At 29.5% G+C, this 24,451-nt stretch carries 21 protein-coding genes; 6 read left to right on the top strand and 15 right to left on the bottom strand.

What is annotated here, in order from left to right; all coding sequences use genetic code 11:
* Nucleotides 1–58: 58 nt before the first annotated feature.
* Nucleotides 59–658, bottom strand: coding sequence for a ribonuclease HII (locus tag MC378_RS06870; RefSeq protein WP_242178017.1), 600 nt, complete (start codon nucleotides 656–658; stop codon nucleotides 59–61).
* An 83-nt stretch (nucleotides 659–741) separates the two neighbouring features.
* Between MC378_RS06870 and MC378_RS06865 the strand changes: the two genes are divergently transcribed.
* Together MC378_RS06865 and MC378_RS06860 are read left to right on the top strand one after the other, a co-directional pair.
* Nucleotides 742–2,709 (top strand): putative porin, encoded by a 1,968-nt coding sequence (locus MC378_RS06865; protein ID WP_242178016.1) that lies wholly within the window; start codon nucleotides 742–744, stop codon nucleotides 2,707–2,709.
* A 6-nt stretch (nucleotides 2,710–2,715) separates the two neighbouring features.
* On the top strand, nucleotides 2,716–2,964 hold the full coding sequence (locus tag MC378_RS06860) for a hypothetical protein (RefSeq protein WP_242178015.1): 249 nt from the start codon (nucleotides 2,716–2,718) through the stop codon (nucleotides 2,962–2,964).
* Here MC378_RS06860 and MC378_RS06855 read toward each other — a convergent pair.
* From MC378_RS06855 to MC378_RS06845, 3 genes are all read right to left on the bottom strand, one after another.
* The gene (locus MC378_RS06855; RefSeq protein ID WP_242178014.1) at nucleotides 2,958–3,416 is read right to left on the bottom strand and encodes a GNAT family N-acetyltransferase; all 459 of its coding nucleotides are present in this window, start codon (nucleotides 3,414–3,416) and stop codon (nucleotides 2,958–2,960) included. The two genes, MC378_RS06860 and MC378_RS06855, sit on opposite strands and share 7 nt — an antisense overlap.
* Before the next feature lies 1 nt (nucleotide 3,417).
* Nucleotides 3,418–4,902, bottom strand: coding sequence for a Na+/H+ antiporter NhaC (gene nhaC / locus MC378_RS06850; protein ID WP_242178013.1), 1,485 nt, complete (start codon nucleotides 4,900–4,902; stop codon nucleotides 3,418–3,420).
* A 192-nt stretch (nucleotides 4,903–5,094) separates the two neighbouring features.
* Nucleotides 5,095–6,294, bottom strand: coding sequence for an aminotransferase class I/II-fold pyridoxal phosphate-dependent enzyme (locus MC378_RS06845; RefSeq protein WP_242178012.1), 1,200 nt, complete (start codon nucleotides 6,292–6,294; stop codon nucleotides 5,095–5,097).
* A 155-nt stretch (nucleotides 6,295–6,449) separates the two neighbouring features.
* Between MC378_RS06845 and MC378_RS06840 the strand changes: the two genes are divergently transcribed.
* Nucleotides 6,450–6,905 (top strand): Lrp/AsnC family transcriptional regulator, encoded by a 456-nt coding sequence (locus tag MC378_RS06840; RefSeq protein WP_242178011.1) that lies wholly within the window; start codon nucleotides 6,450–6,452, stop codon nucleotides 6,903–6,905.
* Between the two features lie 3 nt (nucleotides 6,906–6,908).
* Nucleotides 6,909–7,535, top strand: a complete 627-nt coding sequence (locus tag MC378_RS06835) for a CPBP family intramembrane glutamic endopeptidase (protein WP_242178010.1) — start codon at nucleotides 6,909–6,911, stop codon at nucleotides 7,533–7,535.
* Between the two features lie 46 nt (nucleotides 7,536–7,581).
* Here MC378_RS06835 and MC378_RS06830 read toward each other — a convergent pair whose 3' ends face one another.
* The 11 genes from MC378_RS06830 to MC378_RS06780 all read right to left on the bottom strand — a co-directional run bounded on the left by MC378_RS06830 (nucleotide 7,582) and on the right by MC378_RS06780 (nucleotide 19,201).
* Nucleotides 7,582–9,612 (bottom strand): DUF3857 domain-containing protein, encoded by a 2,031-nt coding sequence (locus MC378_RS06830; RefSeq protein ID WP_242178009.1) that lies wholly within the window; start codon nucleotides 9,610–9,612, stop codon nucleotides 7,582–7,584.
* Nucleotides 9,613–9,618: 6 nt separating this feature from the next.
* Nucleotides 9,619–11,532, bottom strand: coding sequence for a DUF3857 domain-containing protein (locus MC378_RS06825; RefSeq protein ID WP_242178008.1), 1,914 nt, complete (start codon nucleotides 11,530–11,532; stop codon nucleotides 9,619–9,621).
* Nucleotides 11,533–11,621: 89 nt separating this feature from the next.
* Nucleotides 11,622–12,260: a YceI family protein gene (locus tag MC378_RS06820; RefSeq protein ID WP_242178007.1), complete on the bottom strand. Its 639-nt coding sequence runs from the start codon at nucleotides 12,258–12,260 to the stop codon at nucleotides 11,622–11,624.
* Between the two features lie 68 nt (nucleotides 12,261–12,328).
* The gene (locus tag MC378_RS06815) at nucleotides 12,329–13,048 is read right to left on the bottom strand and encodes a tRNA threonylcarbamoyladenosine dehydratase (RefSeq protein WP_242178006.1); all 720 of its coding nucleotides are present in this window, start codon (nucleotides 13,046–13,048) and stop codon (nucleotides 12,329–12,331) included.
* Nucleotides 13,045–13,689: a TatD family hydrolase gene (locus MC378_RS06810; protein ID WP_242178005.1), complete on the bottom strand. Its 645-nt coding sequence runs from the start codon at nucleotides 13,687–13,689 to the stop codon at nucleotides 13,045–13,047. Before MC378_RS06810 ends, MC378_RS06815 begins: the two co-directional genes overlap by 4 nt.
* A 5-nt stretch (nucleotides 13,690–13,694) precedes the next feature.
* A complete protein-coding gene (gene dtd / locus MC378_RS06805; RefSeq protein ID WP_242178004.1) occupies nucleotides 13,695–14,147 on the bottom strand; it encodes a D-aminoacyl-tRNA deacylase in 453 nt (150 codons plus the stop codon).
* Between the two features lie 3 nt (nucleotides 14,148–14,150).
* A complete protein-coding gene (gene rsgA / locus MC378_RS06800; RefSeq protein WP_242178003.1) occupies nucleotides 14,151–15,116 on the bottom strand; it encodes a ribosome small subunit-dependent GTPase A in 966 nt (321 codons plus the stop codon).
* A gap of 99 nt (nucleotides 15,117–15,215) precedes the next feature.
* The gene (locus tag MC378_RS06795) at nucleotides 15,216–16,298 is read right to left on the bottom strand and encodes a bifunctional 3-deoxy-7-phosphoheptulonate synthase/chorismate mutase type II (protein ID WP_242178002.1); all 1,083 of its coding nucleotides are present in this window, start codon (nucleotides 16,296–16,298) and stop codon (nucleotides 15,216–15,218) included.
* Nucleotides 16,299–16,319: 21 nt separating this feature from the next.
* Nucleotides 16,320–17,171: a prephenate dehydrogenase gene (locus MC378_RS06790; RefSeq protein WP_242178001.1), complete on the bottom strand. Its 852-nt coding sequence runs from the start codon at nucleotides 17,169–17,171 to the stop codon at nucleotides 16,320–16,322.
* A gap of 63 nt (nucleotides 17,172–17,234) precedes the next feature.
* Nucleotides 17,235–18,377, bottom strand: a complete 1,143-nt coding sequence (locus tag MC378_RS06785; RefSeq protein ID WP_242178000.1) for a pyridoxal phosphate-dependent aminotransferase — start codon at nucleotides 18,375–18,377, stop codon at nucleotides 17,235–17,237.
* Nucleotides 18,374–19,201, bottom strand: coding sequence for a prephenate dehydratase (locus tag MC378_RS06780; protein WP_242177999.1), 828 nt, complete (start codon nucleotides 19,199–19,201; stop codon nucleotides 18,374–18,376). Before MC378_RS06780 ends, MC378_RS06785 begins: the two co-directional genes overlap by 4 nt.
* A 417-nt stretch (nucleotides 19,202–19,618) precedes the next feature.
* On the opposite strand from MC378_RS06780, the gene MC378_RS06775 reads away from it, so the two are divergent.
* A complete protein-coding gene (locus tag MC378_RS06775; RefSeq protein WP_242177998.1) occupies nucleotides 19,619–20,026 on the top strand; it encodes a hypothetical protein in 408 nt (135 codons plus the stop codon).
* Nucleotides 20,027–20,103: 77 nt separating this feature from the next.
* Entirely contained in the window at nucleotides 20,104–24,441 is a 4,338-nt protein-coding gene (locus MC378_RS06770) for a CusA/CzcA family heavy metal efflux RND transporter (RefSeq protein ID WP_242177997.1), read from the top strand.
* Nucleotides 24,442–24,451: the final 10 nt, after the last annotated feature.

Below are 24,451 nucleotides of genomic sequence, written 5' to 3'. Positions count from 1 at the left end.
CATCAAGCTCAAAACAAGTTATTTATTTGAAATACTTTAATTTACGAAAATAGAAATATCACAACTCTAATTTAGTCTGTTCTGGCAAAAGTTTAAAAGTTTTTCTATGGTATTTGGTTGCACCAAATTCACGAATACCTTTTCTATGTTCTTTGGTTGGATATCCTTTGTTCTTTTTCCAATTATACATTGGGAATTCTTGATGAATTTTTGTCATATACTCATCTCTATAAGTTTTTGCTAAAACAGAAGCTGCAGCAATGCTCATATATTTTGCATCACCTTTTACAATCGTTTGATGAGGAATCTCTTTATAATTTCTGAATTTATTTCCATCAACAATAATATATTCTGGTTCTATCTTTAACATTTCTATAGAACGGTGCATACCCGTTATTGAAGCTTGCAAAACATTAATCTTATCTACTTCTTCTTGCCAAACAAAAGACACTCCAAAAGCAATGGCATTTTCTTCTATAAAAGGCCTTAATTCTTCTCTTCTTTTTTCAGACAATTGCTTAGAATCATTTAAAAAAGGATGCCTAAAGTTTTCGGGTAAAATTACAGCAGCAGCTACAACTGGTCCTGACAAACAACCTCTACCTGCTTCATCCGTACCTGCTTCTAAAGAAAACCCACTATAATTTAATTCTAACATTTTACAAATTAACAGTTTCTACTGAAATTATTCACATAAATTATCGTTTAATTATTTTACATTTGCTGTTGTATAAATATTCTATGAACAAAAAATTTATTTTCTTTTTTTTATCACTCTTCTTTGTTATAAGTACACTTTCTGCTCAAAGAAAATTGAGTAAAGGTTTAAATTTTGGAGAAAAGGGTGCTGCTTATTCTAATATTGATTCTTTAAAGAATAGTGGAGAAACAAAAGTTATTTTATCTGGTAAAACAAAATTTACAGATTATAAAATTTTTTCTCATAAAAGAGATACTTCCTACATAGACACAACTTTAACTCTACAAAAAGAGTATAAATTCAATTATTTAAGAAAAGACAACTTTGAGTTACTTGCATTTCACAACCAAGGACAAACATTTAATAACTTAGGCTATAGTTTTAACAATATAAAACAATTTCCAGACATTGGTTTTACAGCAAAACAATTTAGTTATTTAGATATTGATGAAATAAAATATTACGAAGTACCTACACCAACAACAGAAATTCTATACAGAACAGGCTTACAACAAGGTCAGGTTTTAGATGCCTTGTTTACCTTAAATTTTTCTAAAAGGCTTAATGTTTCACTTTCATACAAAGGACTACGCTCTTTAGGTGCGTACAGAAGATCCTTAGTTAGTAACGGTAATTTTAGAGGTACGTTTCATTACAGAACTAAAGAAAATCAATACGAAATTAGAGGTCACTTAGCAACTTTAGATTTTCTAAATCAAGAAAATGGAGGATTAACTACAAGTGCTTTGGCTCAATTTGTTGATGAAGATCCCAATTTTGAAACAAGATCTAGACTCGATGTTAACTTAACAGATGCTGAGAATCAGTTTGATGGTAACAGAGTTTATTTAGAACATAGTTATAAACTACTGGTTAATAAAGATACTATCAACGACAAAGATTTTAGCAACTTAAAAATTGGTCATATTTTTACTAATGAAACCAAAAGTTATAACTTTATTCAAACCAGTACAACCTCTTCTATTTTTGGTGATAGAAATGCTTCAGGAGCCACAGATACAAAAGCTGAAAGTAAATTAACCAACAATGAAATCAATTTAGAATTCAACTCTAAATATGTACTTGGTAAGTTCAAAGCAAAAGCAAATTTAACAAGTTACTCTTATGGTTATGATAGTATATTAAATACAAATAGCAGCATTAACAAAATAAAATTAGAAGGAAATGCCGTCTCTTTTGGTGCAGATTGGAAAGCAAAAATTAAAAACTTTCAATTAAATGCAGATGCCTCTATAACACCAGGTTCTGGAATTATAGCTGGTCACTTTTTAAAAGGAGAAGCTGTTTACGAAAAAGACAGTCTTTTTAAAGTAAAAGGAAGTTTATTAATTAGTTCTAAATCTCCAAATTTCAATACCCTTTTACATCAAAGTGAATATGATGATTACAATTGGGAAAATAATTTTAGCACAGTAAATACTAGAGATTTAGGGTTTGAATTTAACTCTAAATGGATTAATGCCGGCTTAAATTTTACCAATATAGACAACTATACCTATTTTAATGAGAACAATACTCCACAGCAATTTTCTAATCAAATTACTTATTTAAAAATTAAAGGAAATAGAGAGTTTAAATATTGGAAACTATCCTTAGACAATACCATTATGTTTCAAAATGTAAGCAGTGGAAGCTCTGTTTTTAGAGTTCCTGAGTTTGTAACAAGAAACACTTTATACTATACTGATTATTGGTTTAAAGGAAAACCAATGCTAGTAAATATTGGTGTTACTTTTAAATATTTTACAAAATACAAAGCCAATGCATACAATCCTTTATTAGCAGAATTTACTTTACAAAATACAGATGAAATAGGCTACCCAACTTTTGATGTTTTCTTTAACGCACAAGTTAGAAGAACACGCTTATACTTTAAAGTTGACAACGCTACTTCTGGTTTTTCAAAAAAGAATTATTTTTCTGCACCAAATTATCCATACAGAGACCTTACAATTCGTTTTGGTTTGGTTTGGAATTGGTTTATTTAATATCTGATGAAAGAACAACTTACCAAAAACTGGAAACTTTTTTTAATAGCGAGTTTAACTCTAGGTTTAGCCCCTTTTAATCCACCTCATATTATTGGAAAAATTAAATGGCTTATAGGTGGAAATGCTTTTTCAGGAGAACATGCTATGCATGCACAAGATTGGTTTGATCTTTTATTACATGGAAGTCCATGGATATTACTTATTATTTCTACTATAATAAACCTTTTTAATACAAAGAAAAAACATTATTGATTTTCTAAAAATTCTAATTCCATTTCTGGTAAAAACCTTCCTTTTATAGAACTTTCTATTTTGTTAACAACTTTAAACCCATGTTTTGCATAAAAACCTTCTGCATTTGGATCTGATAAAACATTTAGAATAGCACAACTACCTTCTATACAATTTTCTATTGCATGACATAATAATTTACTCCCTATTCCGTGTTTAATATATTGGGGTGAAATAAATAAAAAATTTAAAAAACTTGTTCTAATATTAGCCCTTTCTAACACATAAAACCCTACAATTTTATCTTTTATAATATATTTATAAATATTGCACTCATCAAATGTTTTTGAAGTAATTGTTAACTCATCTATCCAAATACAAAGTTCTTCTTGAGAATATCCCCAAAAAGCCTTACTTTTTAAAGCAATATCAGTAAGTATTTTTGCATCATAAACAGCAGCTTTAAAAATCATTTTAACTTTTTACTAATTGCTTAATTTTAATATTAAAAGCAGCAAAAATTAAAGTCATAATTGGACTTAACCAATTAAAAATGGCAAAGAAAAAATAATCTGAAACAGAAACACCTAAAACGCCAGATTGATATGCTCCACAAGTGTTCCAAGGAATTAAAACAGAAGTTACCGTACCAGAATCCTCTAAAGTTCTACTTAAATTTTCTGGAGCTAAACCTTTATCTTCGTAAGCTTTTTTAAACATTTTACCCGGTACAACAATTGCTAAATATTGATCTGAAGCTGTAACATTTAAGGCTAAACAACTTGCCACCGTACTTGCAAACAACCCAAAAACAGATGAAGCCATACTTAATAATGCTTTACTAATTCTTGCCAAAGCTCCTATGGCATCCATTACGCCTCCAAAAACCATGGCACAAATGATCAACCAAATAGTCCCTAACATTCCACTCATTCCTCCCGCAGTAAATAAATCGTTCAATTCTTTACTAGAAGTTTCTACAGCAGAATCTACTGTAATTGCATTCATAACACCTTTGTAAGCTGCATTAAACGACATAGAATCTGCACCTGCAATATTCATTACAATTTGTGGTTGTGCTATTATAGCTACAACACCAGCCAATAAAGTACCAATTAACAATGCAACCAAAGGTTCTGTCTTTTTTATAATCATAAAAATAACCACTACAGGAACAATAAATAACCAAGGAGAAATATTAAAAGCAGCATCTATAGCCATTAATTTATCTGATACATCTGGTGAACCTGTTGTTTCTATAGAAAAACCAATAATTATAAAAACTAATAAAGTAACTACAATTGTTGGTATTGTGGTTAAAGACATATACTTTATATGGGTAAACAAATCTCCTCCTGCCATAGTGGGTGCCAAATTTGTTGTGTCAGATAATGGTGACATTTTATCTCCAAAATAAGCTCCAGATAGCACAGCTCCCGCAGTCATACCCGCTGAAATACCTAAAGTATTTCCAATACCAACTAAAGCAATACCAACCGTTGCAGAAGTAGTCCAAGAACTACCTGTTGCAATAGAAATTATAGCACAAATAACTACAGAAGCAGCTAAAAAAATTGTTGGATTTAAAATTTGTAATCCATAATAAATCATAGAAGGAATGATACCACTTATTAACCAAGTACCCGCTAAAGCACCTACCATTAATAAAATTAAAATAGCACCTGAAGTAGATTTTATATTTTCTGAAACTTCCTCCATCATTTGTTTATAAGAAACTTTGTTCTTAAAACCAACAATAGCAGCCACTGCCGCACCCATTAATAAAATAAATTGGTTACTGCCGCTTAAAGCATCATCTCCATATACAAAAAACACATTGTAAAAAAGCATACCAACCAAGGCAAAAACCGGTATTAACGCTTCTAAAATATTAAGCTCTTTATTTTCTATAATATTTTCGTCTTCCGGTTTTGTAGGTATAATATTCTTGCTCTCCATATAGTATTAATTTCGTCTTGTAATGTTACGATTTTAGAAGAAGTTATGCAAATTGAATTGTTTACTTTACTTTTCATCACAATATTCAATTACTTAAATTGTCTATAGAATCATTTATCATCAAACTGCACGAAACCAAAACTACAAATAAAACACTAGTAGTATATAACACCTTAGCACCAATCTGAGAAACTATAGAACTCCAATTTCAATCATACAAGATTTCATCAACTTATAAGTTCTTTCAATATCATTATCTAAACCAACAGACAATCTTATTAACCCGTTTGAAAGTCCCATTTCTTTTTGTTCATCTTCTGGTATTTCTGATGAAGTAGAGCTACCTGGAGCAGAAAATAATGTTTTGTAAAAACCTAAACTCACCGCTAAATATCCTAAGTTTTTATGTTGCATTAATTCCATTAATGCATTGGCCTTACCTAAAGAACCAACATCAATTGTAAGCATTCCTCCGAAGCCATACTCAGCATTCATCATACTTTTAAAGAGTTGATGAGAAGGATGAGATTTTAATCCAGGATACACTGTTTTTAAACCATCCGCTTCAAATTTATCAGCTAAAAAAGCAGCATTGAAACTATGCTGTTTCATTCGGATATGCAAAGTTCTCATGTTTTTTAAAATTGATGAGGCTCTTAAGCTATCCATTGTAGAGCCCAACAACATACTTGCACCATCGTTTACATTACGTAAATCGTTAATAAAGTCTTGCGTACCACAAACCACCCCTCCAACGGTGTCTGAAGAACCATTAATAAATTTTGTTAAGCTATGTATAACAACATCAGCTCCTAATTTTGCAGGAGAAATTGATAGTGGAGAAAAAGTATTATCTACCACTAATTTTAGATTGTATTTTTTTGCCAAAGCAGATAATCCGACAATATCTGCAACTTCTAAAAGGGGATTACTTACAGATTCACAGTATAAAACTTTGGTTTCTTTTGTGATTGAAGCTTCTACAACATCTAATTTTGTAATGTCTACAAATGTAGTTTCAATCCCTAATCTTGGTGTAAAATTCTTTAAAAATGCATAGGTCCCTCCATAAATAGTTCTGCTAGAAACAATGTGTTCTCCTGCTCCAACTAATTGCAACAAAACAGGTGTTATAGCCCCCATTCCTGAAGCAGCAACATTTGCAGTTTCAGTACCTTCCATGGCTGCTAAAGCCTCTCCTAAATACAAATTACTTGGAGTAGAATGTCTTGAATACAAATAGCAACCATCTGCATTCCCTTCAAAAGTATCGAACATGGTTTTTGCTGATAAAAAAGTATAGGTAGATGAGTCTGTAATTGATGGGTTTACACCTCCAAATTCACCAAAATATTGTAAATCTTGAATTTTGTCTGCTGGATTAAATTTCATAATAGTTGTTTTTATTTTTCCATACAAAAAGACAATGAATAAGAATATAAATCAATATATAATTTAAAATATAGTTTATTTTACTACATTTATACATTATATTAGTTTTAAAAACTAATAACTGTAGTTTATATTTCAATTTTTAGAAATTTTACATGTTAGATTCAACAGATAAAAAACTTATTAACTTATTACAAAACGACAGCAAACAAACTACGAAACAGTTGTCTTTACAACTTAACCTATCTGTAACTGCCGTTTATGAGCGCATAAAAAAGCTAGAAAAAGAAAAAGTAATTCAAAAGTATGTAGCTCTCATCAACAAAAATAAAATAGGAAAGTCTTCTTTGGTATTTTGTCACGTAAAATTAATACAACATTCAAGAGAATATGTTACTACTTTTGAACGTGAAATCTTAAAATTAGAAGAAGTTTCAGAATGTTTTCATGTAAGTGGTGATTATGATTATATCTTAAAAATTTATGTAAAAGACATGGATGAATACAGAGATTTTATGGTAACAAAACTTACGGCAATAAAATACATTGGAAGTACACACAGTACTTTTGCTATTGAAGAAGTAAAAAACACAACTATAATAAATCTATAAAAAATGCAATCCATCCGTTATAAATTTATAGAACTCTTTATCCTTTTTATCGTAATCCCTATAAGTTTTGTCTTTAATTATTCACCTATTTTAAAATTAAGTATTGGTGTTTTAAGTTTTATTTATATAATATATATTTTATTTAAAATTGAAAATATTACTTTTAAAATCAACAAAAATCTTCCTTGGAAATTTTTCTGGAAATCAACATTTGTAAAACTCATCATTATTGCACTTGTTACCTCAGCATTTGTTTGGTTTACAGACAGAGAAAGTCTTTTTGTTGTCATACTAAACAAACCTAAATTATGGGTTCTTATTCTACTTTTTTACTCTCTTTTTTCTGTTTACCCTCAAGAACTAATCTATAGAACCTTCTTTTTTAAACGATATAAAAGTTTGATACAAAATGAAACTTTGTTTATACTTACCAATGCCCTTATATTTTCTTTAGCTCATTTATTCTTTGAAAATGTGTTAGTGCTTTTACTTACTTTTATAGGAGGAGTTTTATTTGCCTTTACCTTTAAAAACACGAAGTCTACATTTTTAGTTTCTATAGAACATGCTATTTACGGCTGTTGGTTATTTACAGTGGGTATGGGAACCATGTTAGGTTTTCCTTCTTAACGAAATAAAAAAGAAAACCCAAAACTTTCGTTTTGAGTTTTCTTTTTTATTCTTTAACTAAGACTATTTTCTCTGATTGTTTTTGAACAACTTTACCATAAAAATCTTTCAAAAAAGTATAGAATTCAGGAGAAATTATAGCTTTATTAAACTGTAAAATAGAAACTGTACTAATTTTAGTACCTACTTGAGTTACTTGGTATTTAAAAACCCCTAATTTTTCAGGTAAACCTATCGCTAAAACCTCAGGCAAAGATTCTACTTTATAACCGGCAGGTATTTGTATTGATACTGTATTTTTAAATTGTATAGGTGACGTAAAATCTACCGGAAATTTTCTTTCTTCTAACTTAAAAGGGTTCTCATGTTGTGTTAAAAACAATAATGGTTCTATATATATCTTTCCGTTAATTTCCTCTATTAAATCTTCACTGGTAAATTTAATATTTCTACTTATAGGCTTTCCTAAATCATATTCATTTAAAATTTTAAAATCTTCTATTTCTACTTTATTTGCTTCTTCAAAACTGGTTATTAAGTTTTCTTCTTTGATATGATTATTATTTATTCTAAAATTTAATGCACTTAAATTATGATACTTGTTTCTAACCAAACCTTCTACTGTTAAATCTCCAGTAATTTTTGCAATAACTATATTTTCTTCTGTTGTATGTCTAATTGGTGTTAGTTTAACCCAAGAAGAACCACCATTTTTTGCGACAACTCTACCGTTCCAATTTAAAGCTCTTGTTGGCAAAACATTTGGTGTACTATAAGGTTCAGTAGCATCTAATAAAATGTGTTTATTATCTGGAAATTTAACCATTGTAACAACATAATTAAATCCGTCTAAAGTTGGTGAAAGTGGTATTCCGTTTTTTCTTGTACTTACCAATACTGGATAGGCATTTAAGCCTGTAAAACGTAACATAGAAGTTAACATTAAGTTTATTTCTGCTACATTTCCGGTACCTTCTTTGTATGCTTTTCTTACTCCTTTTTCTACAGATTTTCCGTAATAATTATTCCATTTTACTTTTTTCTTTACATGTTGAAAAATAATTGCAATTTTTTCAAAATCATTTTTAGCTGCTGCTATAATATTTTTTATATCATTTTCATAATATCCTGTTTTGTCTAATTCATCTGCAAAACCAGAAGATTTATAAATTTGCTTTGTTACGTCTTCCCAAGTAGTGGAATAAAATTTTAAAGTTGAATTAGGAAATTTTGTTGATGCTAATTCGTATTTAATTCCTCCTCTATAATTTTTAATATCTGTAACAAAAGGCTCGGTATTTTTTAATGCTGGTATGTTTTTAGATTCGTAAACATCAATATTATATTTAAGATTTATTTTTGAGGTTTGAACTTCTGAAGTTACAGTTGTTGGTCCTCCCCAATCGTCTCTATTTTGCGTTCTTATTCTTTGAGACATTGAAATGCTTTTATTTTTTGTAGTTGATTTTGTTGGAATTAAATAATAACCTTTTGTTTTTTTAGTAAAGCTATAGTATTCTGGTGTTTGTATTTTACAATAAAAGGATTTTACTGGTATATCAAATTGATAATCTACATCATCTATAATAGTGCTGTAAGGAGAAATTAATTGATATTCTAAATCTATAACTGTACCTTCTTTAATATTAGGGAAAGTAATTTTTTTAATACTTCTATATTTTGATAATTTTTCATCAAAAATAGATGATTTAGAAAGTTTTTGCTTTTTTACTTTTCCGTCTACCATAGTAAAACTATAACCTTTAATAGAAGCTATTCTTTCCTTACTTCCTTTTTCTGGTTTATAATATCTTATGGCTTTGGTTGCTTTTTCAAATCCTTCTTTTGTATAAATTTTAATACGTTCATGAACTTCTGTGGTAACTATAAAACCAGAATTGCTTTTATAACTAATATCCGAATTTCTGTATTTATACAAATACGCAGCATCTGCTGTAGAATCTAAAGGGTAAAATTTTTCTTGTACTTCTTCTTTAGAAACTTTACCAAATTTAATTTCTTGTGCTGTAACGCATAAGGAAGTAAAAACAAATAGTGATAATAGTCTTAATCTCATAAGGGTTTATTTTTTTAAAATTGCGATTCTAATGTTTTCGTATTTTGCAATACCTCTTCTAAAACTTCTATACAATTTATAATCTTCTTTAGGATAAACTCCTTCTTTAATTAAAATTGATTTATGATATGTAAAAGTGGTATCGTCTATTTTTTTAAAGCTTACTTTGTAGGCTCCAAACTTTGTTATTAGTTCCTTTACGGGAGGCAAAACATCTATAGTATATCCTTTTGGTAGTTTAAAAGTATACTGATCTTCATCATTATATCCTCTTGTTATTTTTAGAGGAAGTTTTCTTTTTCTATATCTTTTAGGAACAAAACTAGATCGGTTAAAAATGTTTACTCTAAATAAATATTCATTTTCGTTTATTGTAGCAAAATTTGCAATCGAAATATCTAAAGTTTCAGTAAATACTACATTCTCTTTGTCATTTTTTAAATCTATGTTGTTGATTTCTAAATTATTGTTATAATCCCAAACGTTAGATTTGTAAACTTTTACAAGTTCTTCTTTGGTGTAATCCTCAACATAGTAAATATTATTGTATTGAGTTCCTTTAGAAACTCTTTTTAAAGTTGCTTTTACGCTTCCGTTTTCAAGAAGCTGAATGTTTGCATCTGTTGCTTGTAAATTTTGCTCATTTTTATAAGATGTTGTTCTCTTTATCACGCCTCCTTCTGGTGTAATCACCAATACATCTCTATTATCTGTAAATGTTCCTAAAAAACCGAAAGGAATGGTTTGATTGGTACATTCTAACCAAATATCATTTCCTTTATTTGGGATATTTAAAATCACATGATTTCCTTGTTCTAAAGATGCAAAATCTTTTTCAAGAGAAACAGGTTCAGAACTATTAGCTTCAATATGGGTATAATAAGAAGTAACTCCTACAACATCTAACAATGCTTTTGTATAATTGGTTAAACCTTTACAATCTCCATAACCCAAATTATCTACTTCATTTGCAGGAAAAGGTTGAATTCCTCCAATGCCCACTTGTACACTAATATACCTTGTTTTATCTTGCATAAACTGATAAACAATTTTTGCTTTTTCTATAGGATCATCAATACCTTTTACAAGTTCTAAAATTTTTGTTTTGGTAGTTTCATCTATAAGGTCTCTTCCTTTTAAAAGTGAATTATACATCCATAGACCAAATTCATTCCAATTGGTATAATATCCATTTACTCCATCTGTTTTAAAATTGTTTAATGCAACCAAAGCTATGGGTTCATAGAATTCTAAAGAAGGGCTTAATGCTTCATTTTTTACTGCTGAGATATTTTTTACAGCATAAAAAATTTTATTTCCATCAACTGATTTTTCTATATCATAACCTTTAAAGTTCTTTTCTTTTACTCTAGCATTTCCTTTTTGAATATTCACCTGATATGTATTTTCTTCTACAGAAACTAAATACCCTTCAATTGGACTCCAATTGGGTAAAAAACCAGTTGAAGATGTTTTCTTTTGATATTCTAAATGCACTGTATACGGATAAGAAGTAGGTGTATAATCTAAATATTTAAGTCTAGAATCTGAATATAAAGTTTCACCATCAACAGCACTAACATCTACAAATTTACTCTTTGTTATTTTTTTTATTTCTTTACCAAAAGCATCGTAAATTCTAGCTGAAAGCTTGTTAATTTTAGAATTATCATCATAACCTATTACCGCACCAACTTTTCTATTTCCTAACTTATTTAATACTGTAATTGTTCTGTCTACAGAAATAACCATATCATCTGTATCTAGGACATTTATTAATGTTTTATGCGATCTAACAACAGCATTTGCATTTTCTTTTAATGATGAAGGTATTAATAATGAAGAAAAATCTGTTTTTTGAGAAAAAACTAAGAAAGGTAGAAATATAAAAAATATTCTGAGGGTATTTTTTTTAATCATAGCATCTTTTAATAGCGATGCAATTTTAAAAAAAATAAACCTCAAAACAAAAGTTTTGAGGTTGAAATATTATTTAAAAAGGAATTTACTTATGCTTTTGTTTTTACTTCAAAAGACATTTCAATTAAATCATCTACAAACTTATCTTTTAAATTATCAAAGAATTTTTTTGATTTATATTTTACATTAAAATCTACTCTATCAATACTAAAATTTTCACTTTTAAAAGTAGTTACTCCATTTTCTGTTGATAATGTTGCAGGAATAGTAATACTCTTAGTAATATCTTTAATTCGTAAATTCCCAGATACCGCTAACTTACCTTCAGTTTCTTCTACTTTAGTAATCACAAACTTTGCTGTTGGATAAGCTACTACATCAAAAAAGTCTACACTTTTTAAATGAGCTTCAATTTTTCCTGCTCCATCACTACCTTTCATATCTAGGTTTGTAATTGTAGTCATATCAATAATAAACTGACCTTGAGTTAATTTTCCATCTTCCACTAACAAACCTCCACTCTTTAAAGCTACAGTTCCGTTATGAGCTCCTCCTGGTTTTGTTCCTTTCCAATTTAAAACAGAACCTGAAGTATCTACATTATTTAATTCTGCAACATTAACTTCTACTTTTACAGCTTCTTTTACTTCTACTTTTCCTTTTTTATCTTCTTTACAAGATGTTAAAACAGTTGCTACAACCGCTAATGATAAGATTATTTTTTTCATTTTTTTTGTTGATTTTGATAGTTAATACTATTTCCTCTGCAAATATACATATTTATTTCCCATGGAAACTATTTTTTATCTTTTATTATTTCATTTATTACATAAGCCGCTGCTTGAAGTCCAAACGCTGCTGGCATATAACTAATTGTACCGTAAAAAGATTTTTTATAATTAGTTCCATCAGTAATTTTTACACTTTTTGCTATTTGCATTTCTTCAGAATATACTGCCCTTACACCTTTATCTACTTTACGCTCTTTTAATCTTTTTCTTAACACACGTGCCATTGAGCAGTTCTTGGTTTTACTAATATCTTTTATTTTAATTTTACTTACATCTAACTTACCTCCCGCTCCCATTGAAGAAATTATTTTCACTTTTTTTCTTCTTGCTGCAACAATTAAATTTACTTTTGGTGTAATACTATCAATACAATCCAAAACATAATCAAAGTCATTAGTAACAATTTCAAAAGCCCTTTCGGGCGATAAAAATTCTTCTAAAACAGTCAGTTCAATCTCTGAATTTATATCTTTTAATCTTGCTGCCAATACTTTTACTTTCGATTTTCCTATCGTAGAATCTAAGGCAGGTAATTGACGATTTTTATTGGTTGCGTCAAAAACATCTCCATCTACAATTGTCATTTTTTGCACTCCTGCTCTTGCAATAAACTCTGCCGCATAAGAGCCCACGCCACCTAAACCAACTATTAAAACATTAGCTGTTTTTAGCTTCTTTAAACCTTCTTTTTGCACTAATAATTCCGTGCGCTCTAACCAACTCATTTTATAAATATATCTTTAAAATTTTGATGTAATACTTGTTGAAGCTCTTCAATTCTCTTCTTTTTTATTTCTGATGCTTTTTGATAAACTTCTCGGATTTCAATTTCAGTATCATCTGTTTCTAATAATATTGATGACAAAGGAAGCTCTAAAAAAACCTCTTGTAATTTTGTGTTTTTGATGATTACAGGTCCAATAGATAAAATAATTCTGTTTTTAAGCAAACTTTTAGCAATTTGACTATTCTTATTAAAACCATGAAATAGCCAAGTTTGAATTGGTTTTAATTCTTTTTTAATTTCAATAATTTCTTGATGTGCTTTTACACAATGAATCATTAAAGGTTTTTGATATTTTTCTGAAAGTAAAATCTGTTTTATAAAAACCGCTTTTTGAAATTCAAAATTAGTTAACGAGCGTTTATCTAAACCACATTCACCAACAGCTAAACAATTGTTGTTTTGAATTTGATGCTCAACAAATAACAATTCTTCTTCTAAAGTTTCTTGTTTCGCAAACCAAGGATGAATTCCGATTGAAAAAGGTCTAGAAAAATTGGTAGAATTCGGGTATTTATTTACAATTGAAAACACATCCTCGACAGAACAAGTTTTATGTGTGTGCACATCAAAAAAAAGCATATCAATTATTCTTTATTCTTAGAATCGATGATAATTGTAACCGGACCATCATTTACCAATGCCACTTTCATGTCTGCACCAAACTCTCCTGTTTGTACTTTTTTACCAATTTCGTTTTCTAATGTTTGTATGAAGTTTTCATACAAAGGAATTGCAATATCTGGTTTTGCAGCCTTAATATAACTTGGTCTGTTTCCTTTTTTTGTAGAGGCTTGCAATGTAAACTGACTCACAACAATTACTTCTCCATCAACATCAACAAGCGATTTATTCATCACCTCATTTTCATCATTAAAAATGCGAAGATTAGCCGTTTTCCGAACCAAAAAATCAATATCTTCTTGAGAATCTTCATTTACAATACCCAATAAAATTAAAAGTCCACTTTTAATCGTTGCAACTTTATTCTTGTTAATGGTTACGCTTGCTTCTGATACTCTTTGAATTACAATTTTCATGACTTATTCATTATCTTCTTCGTTCCAAATATCTGTTCTAAAATGTTCTTTTTCTTCATCTCCACTTAAAATTTGAAGATAACTTTTATAACGAGACCAAGAAATCTTATCATCTTCTAAAGCTTCTTTTACAGCGCATTGTGGTTCTTTTGTATGAATACAATTATTGAATTTACAATGCTCTTTTAATGCAAAAAATTCTGGAAAATAATCTCCTAATTCGTATTTATCAATATCAACAACACCAAAACCTTTAATTCCTGGTGTATCAATTATTTTAGCATCAAAACTTAAATCGAACATTTCTGCAAAGGTTGTGGTATGTTTCCCTTGATTGTGTTGATCTGAAATTTCTTTCGTTTTTAGATTTAATGATGGTTCAATAGCGTTTACCAAAGTAGATTTTCCAACACCAGAATGACCAACAAACATCGATGTTTTACCAGTCATCATTTCTTTAATTTTATCGATGTTTATATTTTGAGTTGCAGAAACCTCTATACATCTATAACCAATGGCTTCGTAAATATCTTTTAGATATAAAATTTCTGCACGTTCTTCAATTTCATAAGAATCGATCTTATTAAAAACCAAAATAGTATCTATTCTATAAGCTCTAGCAGAGACTAAAAAACGATCTATAAAAGTGGTAAATGTTGGCGGGTTATTAATGGTAATCAGTAAAAAAACCTGATCGATATTAGAAGCAATAATATGTGTTTGCTTAGAGAGGTTTACCGATTTTCTAACAATAAAATTGTCTCTATCTAAAATCTTTTTAATGACTCCGATTTCTTCATCACCTTTTTTTTCTAAATCAAACACAACCTTATCTCCGACCGCTATTGGGTTGGTGCTTTTGATATCTTTTATCCTAAATTTTCCTTTTATTCTACATTGATAAAATTCTCCTTCATCAGATTTTACTTGATACCAACTTCCTGTAGATTTATAAACGATTCCTGTCATTATTACAAAGATGAGAATAAAAAAATGATTTAAAAAAATTAGCTGCAAAATCACAAATAATTCGTGAGTTTGCAGCTAAAATAATTTTATAATTGAAATTTATCCTTTTATAATTTTTTCTTGATGATTGATGGATTCTTGGTGAATTGCTTTAAACATTTTTAACACAAACTCTTCACTTAAACCTTTCTCTTCTCCTTCTAAAATCATGTTTCCAAGGATTTCATTCCATCGTCTAGATTGTAAAACAGCAACATTTTGCTCTTTCTTTAAGGCTCCAATTTTATCGGCAACTTTCATTCTTTTGCCTAGCATTTCAATTAACTGACCATCTACAACATTAATTTGAGCTCTTAAATTTCCTAAAGATTCTCTGTAATCAGAATCAGTTTCTGTTTGTTTTCTGATTTTTAAATCTTCCATAATCTGCTTTAAAGCAGTTGGTGTAACTTGCTGTGCAGCATCACTCCAAGCATTGTCTGGGTCGAAGTGTGTTTCTATCATTAAACCATCAAAGTTTAAATCTAAAGCCGTCTGAGAAACATCAAAAATCATTTCTCTATTTCCTGTAATATGAGAAGGATCACAAATTAACGGTAAATCAGGAAACCTATTTTGAAACTCAATTGCCAATTGCCATTCTGGAATGTTTCTGTATTTTGATTTCTCGTAGGTTGAAAATCCTCTGTGAATTGCTCCAAGGTTTTTAATACCCGCAGTATACAATCTTTCGATACCACCTAACCATAAAGCTAAATCAGGATTTACAGGGTTTTTAACCAATACAATTTTATCTGTTCCTTGTAAAGCATCTGCAATTTCTTGCATAATAAAAGGAGATACTGTAGAACGTGCACCAATCCATAATAAATCTACATCATTTTCGATAGCTAATTTTACATGAGCTGCATTGGCAACTTCTGTACAGGTTTTCATTCCTGTTTCTTCTTTTACCTTTTTTAACCATCCTAGACCTAAAGCACCAACACCTTCAAAATTTCCTGGTCTTGTTCTTGGTTTCCATATTCCAGCTCTAAAATAACTTACATCAGAATCTTTTAATTCGTGTGCAATTTTTAAAACCTGTTCTTCGGTTTCTGCACTACAAGGCCCTGCTATTACTAGTGGATGCTCTAATTTCATATCATCCAACCATGTTCTTAATTCTTTTGTATTCTTCATTTTTCTACTTATTGTGGCTTATTATTTTATGCCGTTTAAAATTTGTGTTATATAATTTGTGCTCTCCATTTCGTTAAAAATATCCGAGAAATTATCTTGTTGCATCAACTCTTTAAATTGTTGTAAATTATTGATGTATTCTTCTAACGTTTCTATGACGTTTTCTTTATTTTGTTTAAAAATTGGTGTCCACATTGCTGGCGAACTTTTTGCCAAACGCACAGTTGAAGCAAAACCAGATCCAGCCATATCAAAAATATCTCGTTCGTTTTTTGCTTTTTCAATAACCGTTTTTCCTAACATAAATGAACTTATGTGAGACAGGTGCGAAACATACGCAATATGTTTATCATGAGAAACTGGATCCATATAACGAATACGCATTCCAATGTCCATAAAAAGCTTCAATGCCATTTCTTGAAGCTTAAAAGTTGTCTTTTCTACTTCGCAAATAATATTCGTTTTCCCAACGTATAAGCCAGAAATTGCTGCTGTTGGTCCAGAATTCTCTGTTCCAGCAATTGGATGCGCTGCTAAAAAGTTTCTTCTTTTTGGATGATGTTCAACTGCCTTACAAATTGCATTTTTTGTTGAACCTGCATCAATGACCAAACTATTATCTGAGATTTTATCTAAAATTGTTGGCAATAATTTTACCGTTGCATCTACAGGAATTGAAACAATAACCAAGTCTGCTTTTTCTAAATCATCTAATATTGCTTTCTCTTGAATTACTCCTAATTCTAAAGCTTCTTCTAAATGTTTCTCGTTTTTATCTATTCCGTAAATTACAACATCTGGATTGTTCTTTTTAATGTCGATAGCAAAACTACCGCCTATTAATCCAACACCAATCATGTATATGTTTTTCATTTTTTTCTTTTTTGCTTTTAGCTATTCGTTTTAGCTGTTTGCGAAAAGCTAGAGCCTAATAGCTTACAGCCTTGAAATTGCTTCTTTAATTACATCTGTAGTTACACATAATGAAAAACGGATATATCCTTCTCCTTGAGAGCCAAAAATGGTACCTGGAGTGATAAAAATATCGTTATCATATAAAACCGCATCGGTAACTTCTTCCGATTTTTTTCCTTTTGGAATTTTTGCCCAAACAAATAAACCTGTTGAGTTTTTATTGTAAACAGCATCCAATTTATCTGCCAATTGCCAAACTAAATTTCTACGTTCTTCGTAAATTTTATTTTGAGCTGTAAACCAATCATCAGCTAATTGCAATGCCTCTATAGCTCCTTTTTGAATTCCGTAAAACATTCCAGAATCCATATTGCTTTTTACTTTTAAAACTTCGTTGATATAAGTTGCCTTTCCTAACAGCATACCAACTCGCCACCCAGCCATATTAAAGGTTTTGCTTAAAGAATTTAACTCTAAAGCAATATCTTTTGCGCCTTTAACTTGTAAAATACTGATAGGGTTATCGTTTAAAATAAAGCTATAAGGATTGTCATTGATAATTAAAATATGATGTTTTTTTCCAAAAGCCACTAATTTTTCAAACGTTTCTATGGTTGCATTAGTTCCTGTTGGCATATGTGGATAATTGACCCACATAATTTTTACATTCGACAAATCTTGACTTTCTAATTCCTCAAAATTTGGTTGCCAATTGTTCTCATCACTTAAATTGTAAAACAACGGTTCTGCACCTACTAACTTTGTTACAGAAGTATAGGTTGGATATCCTGGATTTGGAATTAAAACTCTATCTCCTTCATTTAAAAAAGCCATAGAAATATGCATAATTCCTTCTTTACTTCCCATCAAAGGCAACACTTCATCTTCGGGGTTGACCTCTACAGAAAACTTGTTATTATAAAAATTAGAAATTGCAACTCTCAGTTCTGGTAAACCTTGGTATGATTGATATTTATGCGCAGATGCATCTCCTAAACTACCTTGAATTGCGTCTAAAACCGTTGCAGGTGGTTGCAAATCTGGAGAACCTATTCCCATATTGATAATCGGTTTTCCTGCAGCAACTAAACCTCTAACCTCTCTTAACTTTTTAGAGAAATAGTATTCTTGTACTGTATCTAATCTTTTGGCAGCTTTAATCATTTTCTACCATTTTTATAAGTTCCTAAAATTTTGAATTCTTCTGCCATTATTTCTATAATTGCTTTTGCTTTTTCGTAATCTTGATAATCATCAAAAGTTACATCTACAAAAAATGAATATTTCCACGGTGTTTCTATAACTGGTAAGGATTGTATTTTAGTTAAATTCATTTTACAATCACTTAGCACATTTAAAATGGCGGCCAAACTGCCTCTTTTATGATTTAATTGAAATTTTAAAGAAGCTTTATTGATTTGATCAATATTATTATTAGGAGTTGAAGTTTGTACAATGACAAATCTTGTTGAGTTGTCTTTTATGGTTTGAATTCCATCTTCCAACACCTCTAAATCAAAAATTTCTGCGGCTATTTTTGGTGCTATTGCAGCAATACCTAGTAAATTTTCTTTTGCTATTCTTTTAGCCACTTCGGCAGTATCTACATCTTCAACTAATTTGATCTGTGGGTATTTTTTAAAGAAAACTTTGCATTGTTGTAATGCCATTGGATGTGACCACACTTCTTTAATATCATTCATATTTTGACCTTTTAAAGCCATTAAATGATGATGAATGTTTAGGTATTCTTCTCCAACAATATGAAGGTTATTCCTATCAATTAAGGCATAATTTGGAATTATAGAACCCGCAATTGTATTTTCTAAAGCCATCACACCTATATTCGCAGAATTATCTAGCAAGCAATCTACTAATACATCAAAAGACATACATTCTTTTAATTGTACAGATGTACCATAAAAGTTACGAGCAACTTTATGATGATTTGAGCCTTCCGCTCCTTGTATGGCAACAATATTCTTCATTAACTTTAAAATGATATCAAAAAAAAAGTCTCGAATTAAATTCGAGACTTTATATTATAAAAATGTTATTTAACAACATGATACAAAGCCTCTCCTTTTATTGTAAAAATAAAAGTAAAAGTAGAAACGTGTCCAAGTGTTATTTAACATTGTAATTCTCTTTGTTTTGAGCAACAAATCTAAAGATTAAATTTAGATATGCAAATTTAATAGTAAAAGTTTAAAAAAAATTATCATTTTGATAAAATAGGCTTCAAAAAAATCAACAATTTATGATATTACTAAAAATACTATAAAAAGTAATTGAATTTAAAAAAACACTAAAAACAAAAAATATATTAATCTAATCTTAGTTTAAATAATTTGATAAAATAGATTTCAGAAAAACTAAGCAAAATAATTATTATCTTTGGATTGTTGAAAAAGCTATTTTCCATATCACTCTCATTAATTATCCTATTACAAAGCGTAGGGTTTAATATTGATGATATTGCTCAAATCAATAAATTTATTGAACATGCAGAGTATCATAACAAACAATATGGAGATAACGTTTTCGTGTTTATCTCTAAACATTACGGTGAATTAAAATCACCTCACGAGAAAGAGCATCAAGAAGAAAAAGAAGATCATGAGCAATTACCTTTTAATCACAACAACTGCTCTCACAATGGATCGATAGCAACCTATATTGTTAGTTCATTTAAAGAAGAGCTTAAGACTCCTTTTCTTTTAGAACAAAAAAAAGTAGCAAACTTTTATTACCAAGATCCTTTTTCAACTTCACATTCAGACGAAATTATACAACCTCCAAGGTTTTCATAAGTATTATCAAAGACTAAATTAACTCCTAATCATTTCTTATGATATAGGAACTATTAACATTGATTATTTTATGAAATATGCTATCACAAATTATAAACTTTAGTATAAAGAACAAGTTTATTGTTCTATTATTTACAACCTTTATTATAGGCTTTGGGTTGTACTCTTTATCACAAATTCCTATTGGTGCAGTACCAGATGTTACAAATAATCAGGTACAAGTTATTACTACGTCAAGAAACCTTTCTACCCAAGACATGGAGCAGTTTATTACCTACCCAGTTGAATTAGAAATGGTAAATTTACCTGGTGTAAAAGAAATTAGATCGGTATCTAAATTTGGCCTTTCTGTTGTTACAATTGTTTTTGATGACAACATGGGTACTTATCTACCAAGACAATTAATAGCAGAAAAAATAAAATCTGCTTCAGAGAAAATTCCTGAAGGATTTGGGACTCCAGAAATGGGACCAATAACTACAGGTTTAGGAGAAATATATCAATATATTTTAGATGTAAAACCAGGTTTTAAACACAAATACTCGCCACAAGACTTAAGAACCATTCAAGATTGGATTGTAAAAAGACAATTATCAGGAATACCCGGTGTTGTAGAAGTAAACACTTGGGGTGGTTTTCTTAAACAATACGAAATAGCAATTAATACCGAAAAATTAAATGCTATGAATATTACAACGAATGAAATATTTACTGCTATTGAAAAAAATAATAGTATTTCTGGTGGCGGATACATAGAAAAGGTCAATCAAGCTTTTTTTATTAGAGGAGAAGGACTTATATCATCTTTAAAAGACATAGAAAATATTGTCGTAAAAAATGTAGATAATATCCCTATATTTATAAAAGATGTAGCCAAAGTTGGTTTTGGTAACGCCACACGTTTTGGAGCTATTACAGGAAATGGTGAAGGAGAAAAAGTTCTTGGTCAAGTAATGATGCTAAAAGACGCCAACTCTAAAAAGGTTATTGATGCCGTTAAAGAAAGAGTTGCCACTATTTCCAAATCATTACCTGAAGGAGTTTATATAAATGCCTTTTTAGATAGAAGCGATCTCATTGCTAAAACAACATTTACAGTAACCGAAAACTTAGTTCTAGGTTGTTTAATTGTAATTTTTGTAGTAGTTCTTCTATTAGGAAACCTACGTTCTGGATTAGTTGTTGCCTCTGTAATTCCACTTTGTTTATTATTTGCACTTTCATTAATGTACATTTTTGGTGTAGATGCAAACCTAATGAGTTTGGGTGCTATTGATTTTGGAATCATAATAGACGGAGCAGTTATTATTGTTGAGTATATTGCTTTTCAAATCACAAAAAAACAGTCTGAGATTAACCACTTAAATAAAAGTGAACAACAAAACTTAAAAGATCAAATTACTTTTAATGGCGCTTCTAAAATGATGAACTCTGCTATTTTTGGACAATTAATTATTCTTATCGTTTTTATTCCAATTCTATCGTTAAGTGGAGTTGAGGGAAAAATGTTTAAACCCATGGCACTTACTTTTAGTTTTGCCTTAATTGGAGCAATGCTATTTTGTTTTACTTATGTTCCTGTAGCAGCTACTCTATTTTTAAAACCCTCAAAATCAAATAAAAAAAGTATTTCCAGTCGATTGATGCAATGGTTAAATAAAAAATACGAACCTATAATTCATTGGGCACTAGAAAGCAAAAGAACAGTGTTGGCAATTGCATTTGTGCTTTTAACTTCTTCGATTTATTTATTTAGTACCATGGGAGGTGAATTTGTTCCTACATTAGATGAAGGAGATTTCGTTATTCAACCCATTTTAAAAACGGGTACTTCTTTAAGTAACACCGTAATAATAAGTACTGAAATAGAAACTATTTTATTAAATAATTTTCCAGAAGTAAAACAAGTAATTACAAGAATTGGCGCTGCCGAAGTTCCTACAGACCCAATGTCTATGGAAGAAAGTGATGTAATTATTGTCTTAAAACCTAAAAAAGAATGGGTCTCGGCAAAATCTAAAGACGAATTGGCCGATAAATTTAAAGAAGCTTTATCTATAATTCCAGGAATGGAAGTAGAATTTACACAACCCATAGAAATGCGTTTTAACGAATTAATAACTGGTGTAAGAGCAGATATTGCTATTAAAATTTTTGGAGAAAACTTGGATATTCTGGCTAAAAAAGGAAACGAGATTAGTGAGTTAATTAAAAATGTACCAGGGGCTGCAGATATTTCTTTAGAAAAAATTGCAGGATTACCCGAAATGAGCGTGCAATATAATCGTGCAAAAATTGCCCGTTATGGTTTAAACATAGAAGATTTAAACAATATGATCTCAATGAGTTTTGCAGGTAAAAAAGCAGGTAGTGTTTTTGAAGGGGAAAAACGTTTTGATTTAATTTTAAGATTAGAAAAAAACCAACGTTTAGACATTAATAATATTAAAAACTTATACATAGATACTCCTAATGGAGAAAAAATTCCATTAGGCGAATTAGCAACAATTAGTTATAAAAAAGGAGCTGCAAAAATTTCTAGAGACAACACAAGAAGAAGAATTGTAGTTGGTATTAATGTTAGAAATAGAGATTTGCAATCTGTTGTTGATGATGTTCAAAAATTAATTAATAATAATATTAAACTTCCTACAGGTTATTCTATTACTTATGGGGGGCAATTTGAGAATTTACAAAGCGCAAAATCTCGTCTATTAATTGCTGTTCCAATAGCACTGATTTTAATTTTTATTTTGCTCTACTTTGCTTTTAATTCTGTGAAGGAAGCATTAATGATTTATTCTGCAATTCCTTTAGCTGCTGTTGGTGGTATTTTATTATTATGGCTTAGAGATTTACCATTTAGTATTTCTGCCGGAGTTGGCTTTATTGCTTTGTTTGGTATTGCTGTTTTAAACGGAATTGTTTTAATAGAACATTTTAAAGAATTAAAAAAAGAAGGTTTTAATCGTATAGAAGATTTAATAAAACAAGGAACTAAAGACAGATTGAGAGCTGTTATATTAACTGCATCAGCAGCTGCTTTAGGTTTTTTACCCATGGCAATCTCTACCAATGCTGGTGCAGAAGTACAAAGACCATTAGCTACTGTAGTTATTGGCGGCCTAGTTACAGCTACTTTACTAACCATGATTGTGCTACCTGTGCTATACGCTCTTTTTAATAAACCAAATAAAAAAAAGAAAAGAAACACAAAATTATTTTCTAAAAAACTCCTAACTGTATTTTTATTAATTTTTTCATTAAACACTTTTAGTCAAGAAAAAAATAAAATGAAATTAGAAAATTTAGTTTCAATTGCGCTAAAAAATAATGCTAGTTTAAACGCATATAAATTAAAAACATCAGAATCCAACACCTTAATAAATAGCGCTTTACTATTTGATAAAACTCATTTATATTATGAATTTAATGAAAATAATTTAGCCCCTAACAACCTTCCTTTAAAGGTTTTTGGGATTCAACAAGATATTCGTTTTCCTACAATTTATTTTTCAGAGAAAAAATTATACAGATCACGTTTTCAATTAGATTCAATTAATTACGAAATTCAAAAAAAGAGTTTAAAAAGACGCTTAACAACAAGCTATTATCAATATCAAATTAATATAAAAAAAGAGGAATTATTTAAAACGATAGATAGCTTATATCAAAATTTTGCACAAACTGCCACAAGGCGTTTTGAGCTTGGTGAAACCAATTATTTAGAAAAAATTACAGCAGCTTCTAAGCAACAACAAATTCATCTAAAATACACACAAGCCCAACAAAATGTTTCTTTAGCATATAAAGACTTAATACAAATCGTTCAACCTAAAGATTCTATTATTATTGAGAATGAACCTATAGTAAAAGCACCTCTTACCACTCTAGATATTGAGAATACTTCAGAAATTAAGTATCATCAAAAAAGAGTTTCTTTATTTGATGCACAAGGTAATTTTGAGAAACAACAATTATTGCCAGATATTAGTTTTACATATTTTCAAGGAAGTAACTCTCTTTTAAATGAAAATTTAAATGGATATCAAATAGGTTTAAAAATCCCTATTTTATTTGGAGGAAAATCTGCAAAAGTAAAGGCTTCAAAAATAGCTAAAGAAACTGCGAAACAAGAATTTAAAGAGTATTCTATTAGATTATCTACAAAATACAATTCTTTAAAACTAAAATTAAAACAACTTGAAGAAAACGTTTCTTATTATGAAAAAAACGGAAAACAACTTTCAGAAGAAATTTTAAGAACAGCAAACGGAAGCTTTAAAAATGGAGAGATTAATTTCTATCAATATATTCAAAGTCTAGAAAGTGTCTACTCAATTAAATTAGATTATCTAGACAAGCTAAGTGAATACAATCTAACCGTAATTGCCCTAAACTATTTAACCCTTTAAATACAACATT

This window comes from Polaribacter marinus, assembly GCF_022662535.1.
GTDB classification, from domain to species: Bacteria; Bacteroidota; Bacteroidia; order Flavobacteriales; family Flavobacteriaceae; genus Polaribacter; species Polaribacter marinus.
Note: the sequence above shows the minus strand (reverse complement) of the source record. Positions and strands in the feature narration are given on the sequence as shown.

Coding starts and splice junctions, on each gene's coding strand:
- MC378_RS06870 (WP_242178017.1), bottom strand. CDS start 658: ATGTTAGAATTAAATTATAGTGGGTTTTCTTTAGAAGCAGGTACGGAT.
- nhaC (WP_242178013.1), bottom strand. CDS start 4,902: ATGGAGAGCAAGAATATTATACCTACAAAACCGGAAGACGAAAATATT.
- MC378_RS06820 (WP_242178007.1), bottom strand. CDS start 12,260: ATGAAAAAAATAATCTTATCATTAGCGGTTGTAGCAACTGTTTTAACA.
- MC378_RS06840 (WP_242178011.1), top strand. CDS start 6,450: ATGTTAGATTCAACAGATAAAAAACTTATTAACTTATTACAAAACGAC.
- MC378_RS06845 (WP_242178012.1), bottom strand. CDS start 6,294: ATGAAATTTAATCCAGCAGACAAAATTCAAGATTTACAATATTTTGGT.
- MC378_RS06780 (WP_242177999.1), bottom strand. CDS start 19,201: ATGAAGAATATTGTTGCCATACAAGGAGCGGAAGGCTCAAATCATCAT.
- MC378_RS06790 (WP_242178001.1), bottom strand. CDS start 17,171: ATGAAAAACATATACATGATTGGTGTTGGATTAATAGGCGGTAGTTTT.
- MC378_RS06810 (WP_242178005.1), bottom strand. CDS start 13,689: ATGCTTTTTTTTGATGTGCACACACATAAAACTTGTTCTGTCGAGGAT.
- MC378_RS06835 (WP_242178010.1), top strand. CDS start 6,909: ATGCAATCCATCCGTTATAAATTTATAGAACTCTTTATCCTTTTTATC.
- MC378_RS06830 (WP_242178009.1), bottom strand. CDS start 9,612: ATGAGATTAAGACTATTATCACTATTTGTTTTTACTTCCTTATGCGTT.
- MC378_RS06785 (WP_242178000.1), bottom strand. CDS start 18,377: ATGATTAAAGCTGCCAAAAGATTAGATACAGTACAAGAATACTATTTC.
- MC378_RS06855 (WP_242178014.1), bottom strand. CDS start 3,416: ATGATTTTTAAAGCTGCTGTTTATGATGCAAAAATACTTACTGATATT.
- rsgA (WP_242178003.1), bottom strand. CDS start 15,116: ATGACAGGAATCGTTTATAAATCTACAGGAAGTTGGTATCAAGTAAAA.
- MC378_RS06825 (WP_242178008.1), bottom strand. CDS start 11,532: ATGATTAAAAAAAATACCCTCAGAATATTTTTTATATTTCTACCTTTC.
- MC378_RS06795 (WP_242178002.1), bottom strand. CDS start 16,298: ATGAAGAATACAAAAGAATTAAGAACATGGTTGGATGATATGAAATTA.
- MC378_RS06815 (WP_242178006.1), bottom strand. CDS start 13,048: ATGAGTTGGTTAGAGCGCACGGAATTATTAGTGCAAAAAGAAGGTTTA.
- MC378_RS06865 (WP_242178016.1), top strand. CDS start 742: ATGAACAAAAAATTTATTTTCTTTTTTTTATCACTCTTCTTTGTTATA.
- MC378_RS06770 (WP_242177997.1), top strand. CDS start 20,104: ATGCTATCACAAATTATAAACTTTAGTATAAAGAACAAGTTTATTGTT.
- MC378_RS06860 (WP_242178015.1), top strand. CDS start 2,716: ATGAAAGAACAACTTACCAAAAACTGGAAACTTTTTTTAATAGCGAGT.
- dtd (WP_242178004.1), bottom strand. CDS start 14,147: ATGAAAATTGTAATTCAAAGAGTATCAGAAGCAAGCGTAACCATTAAC.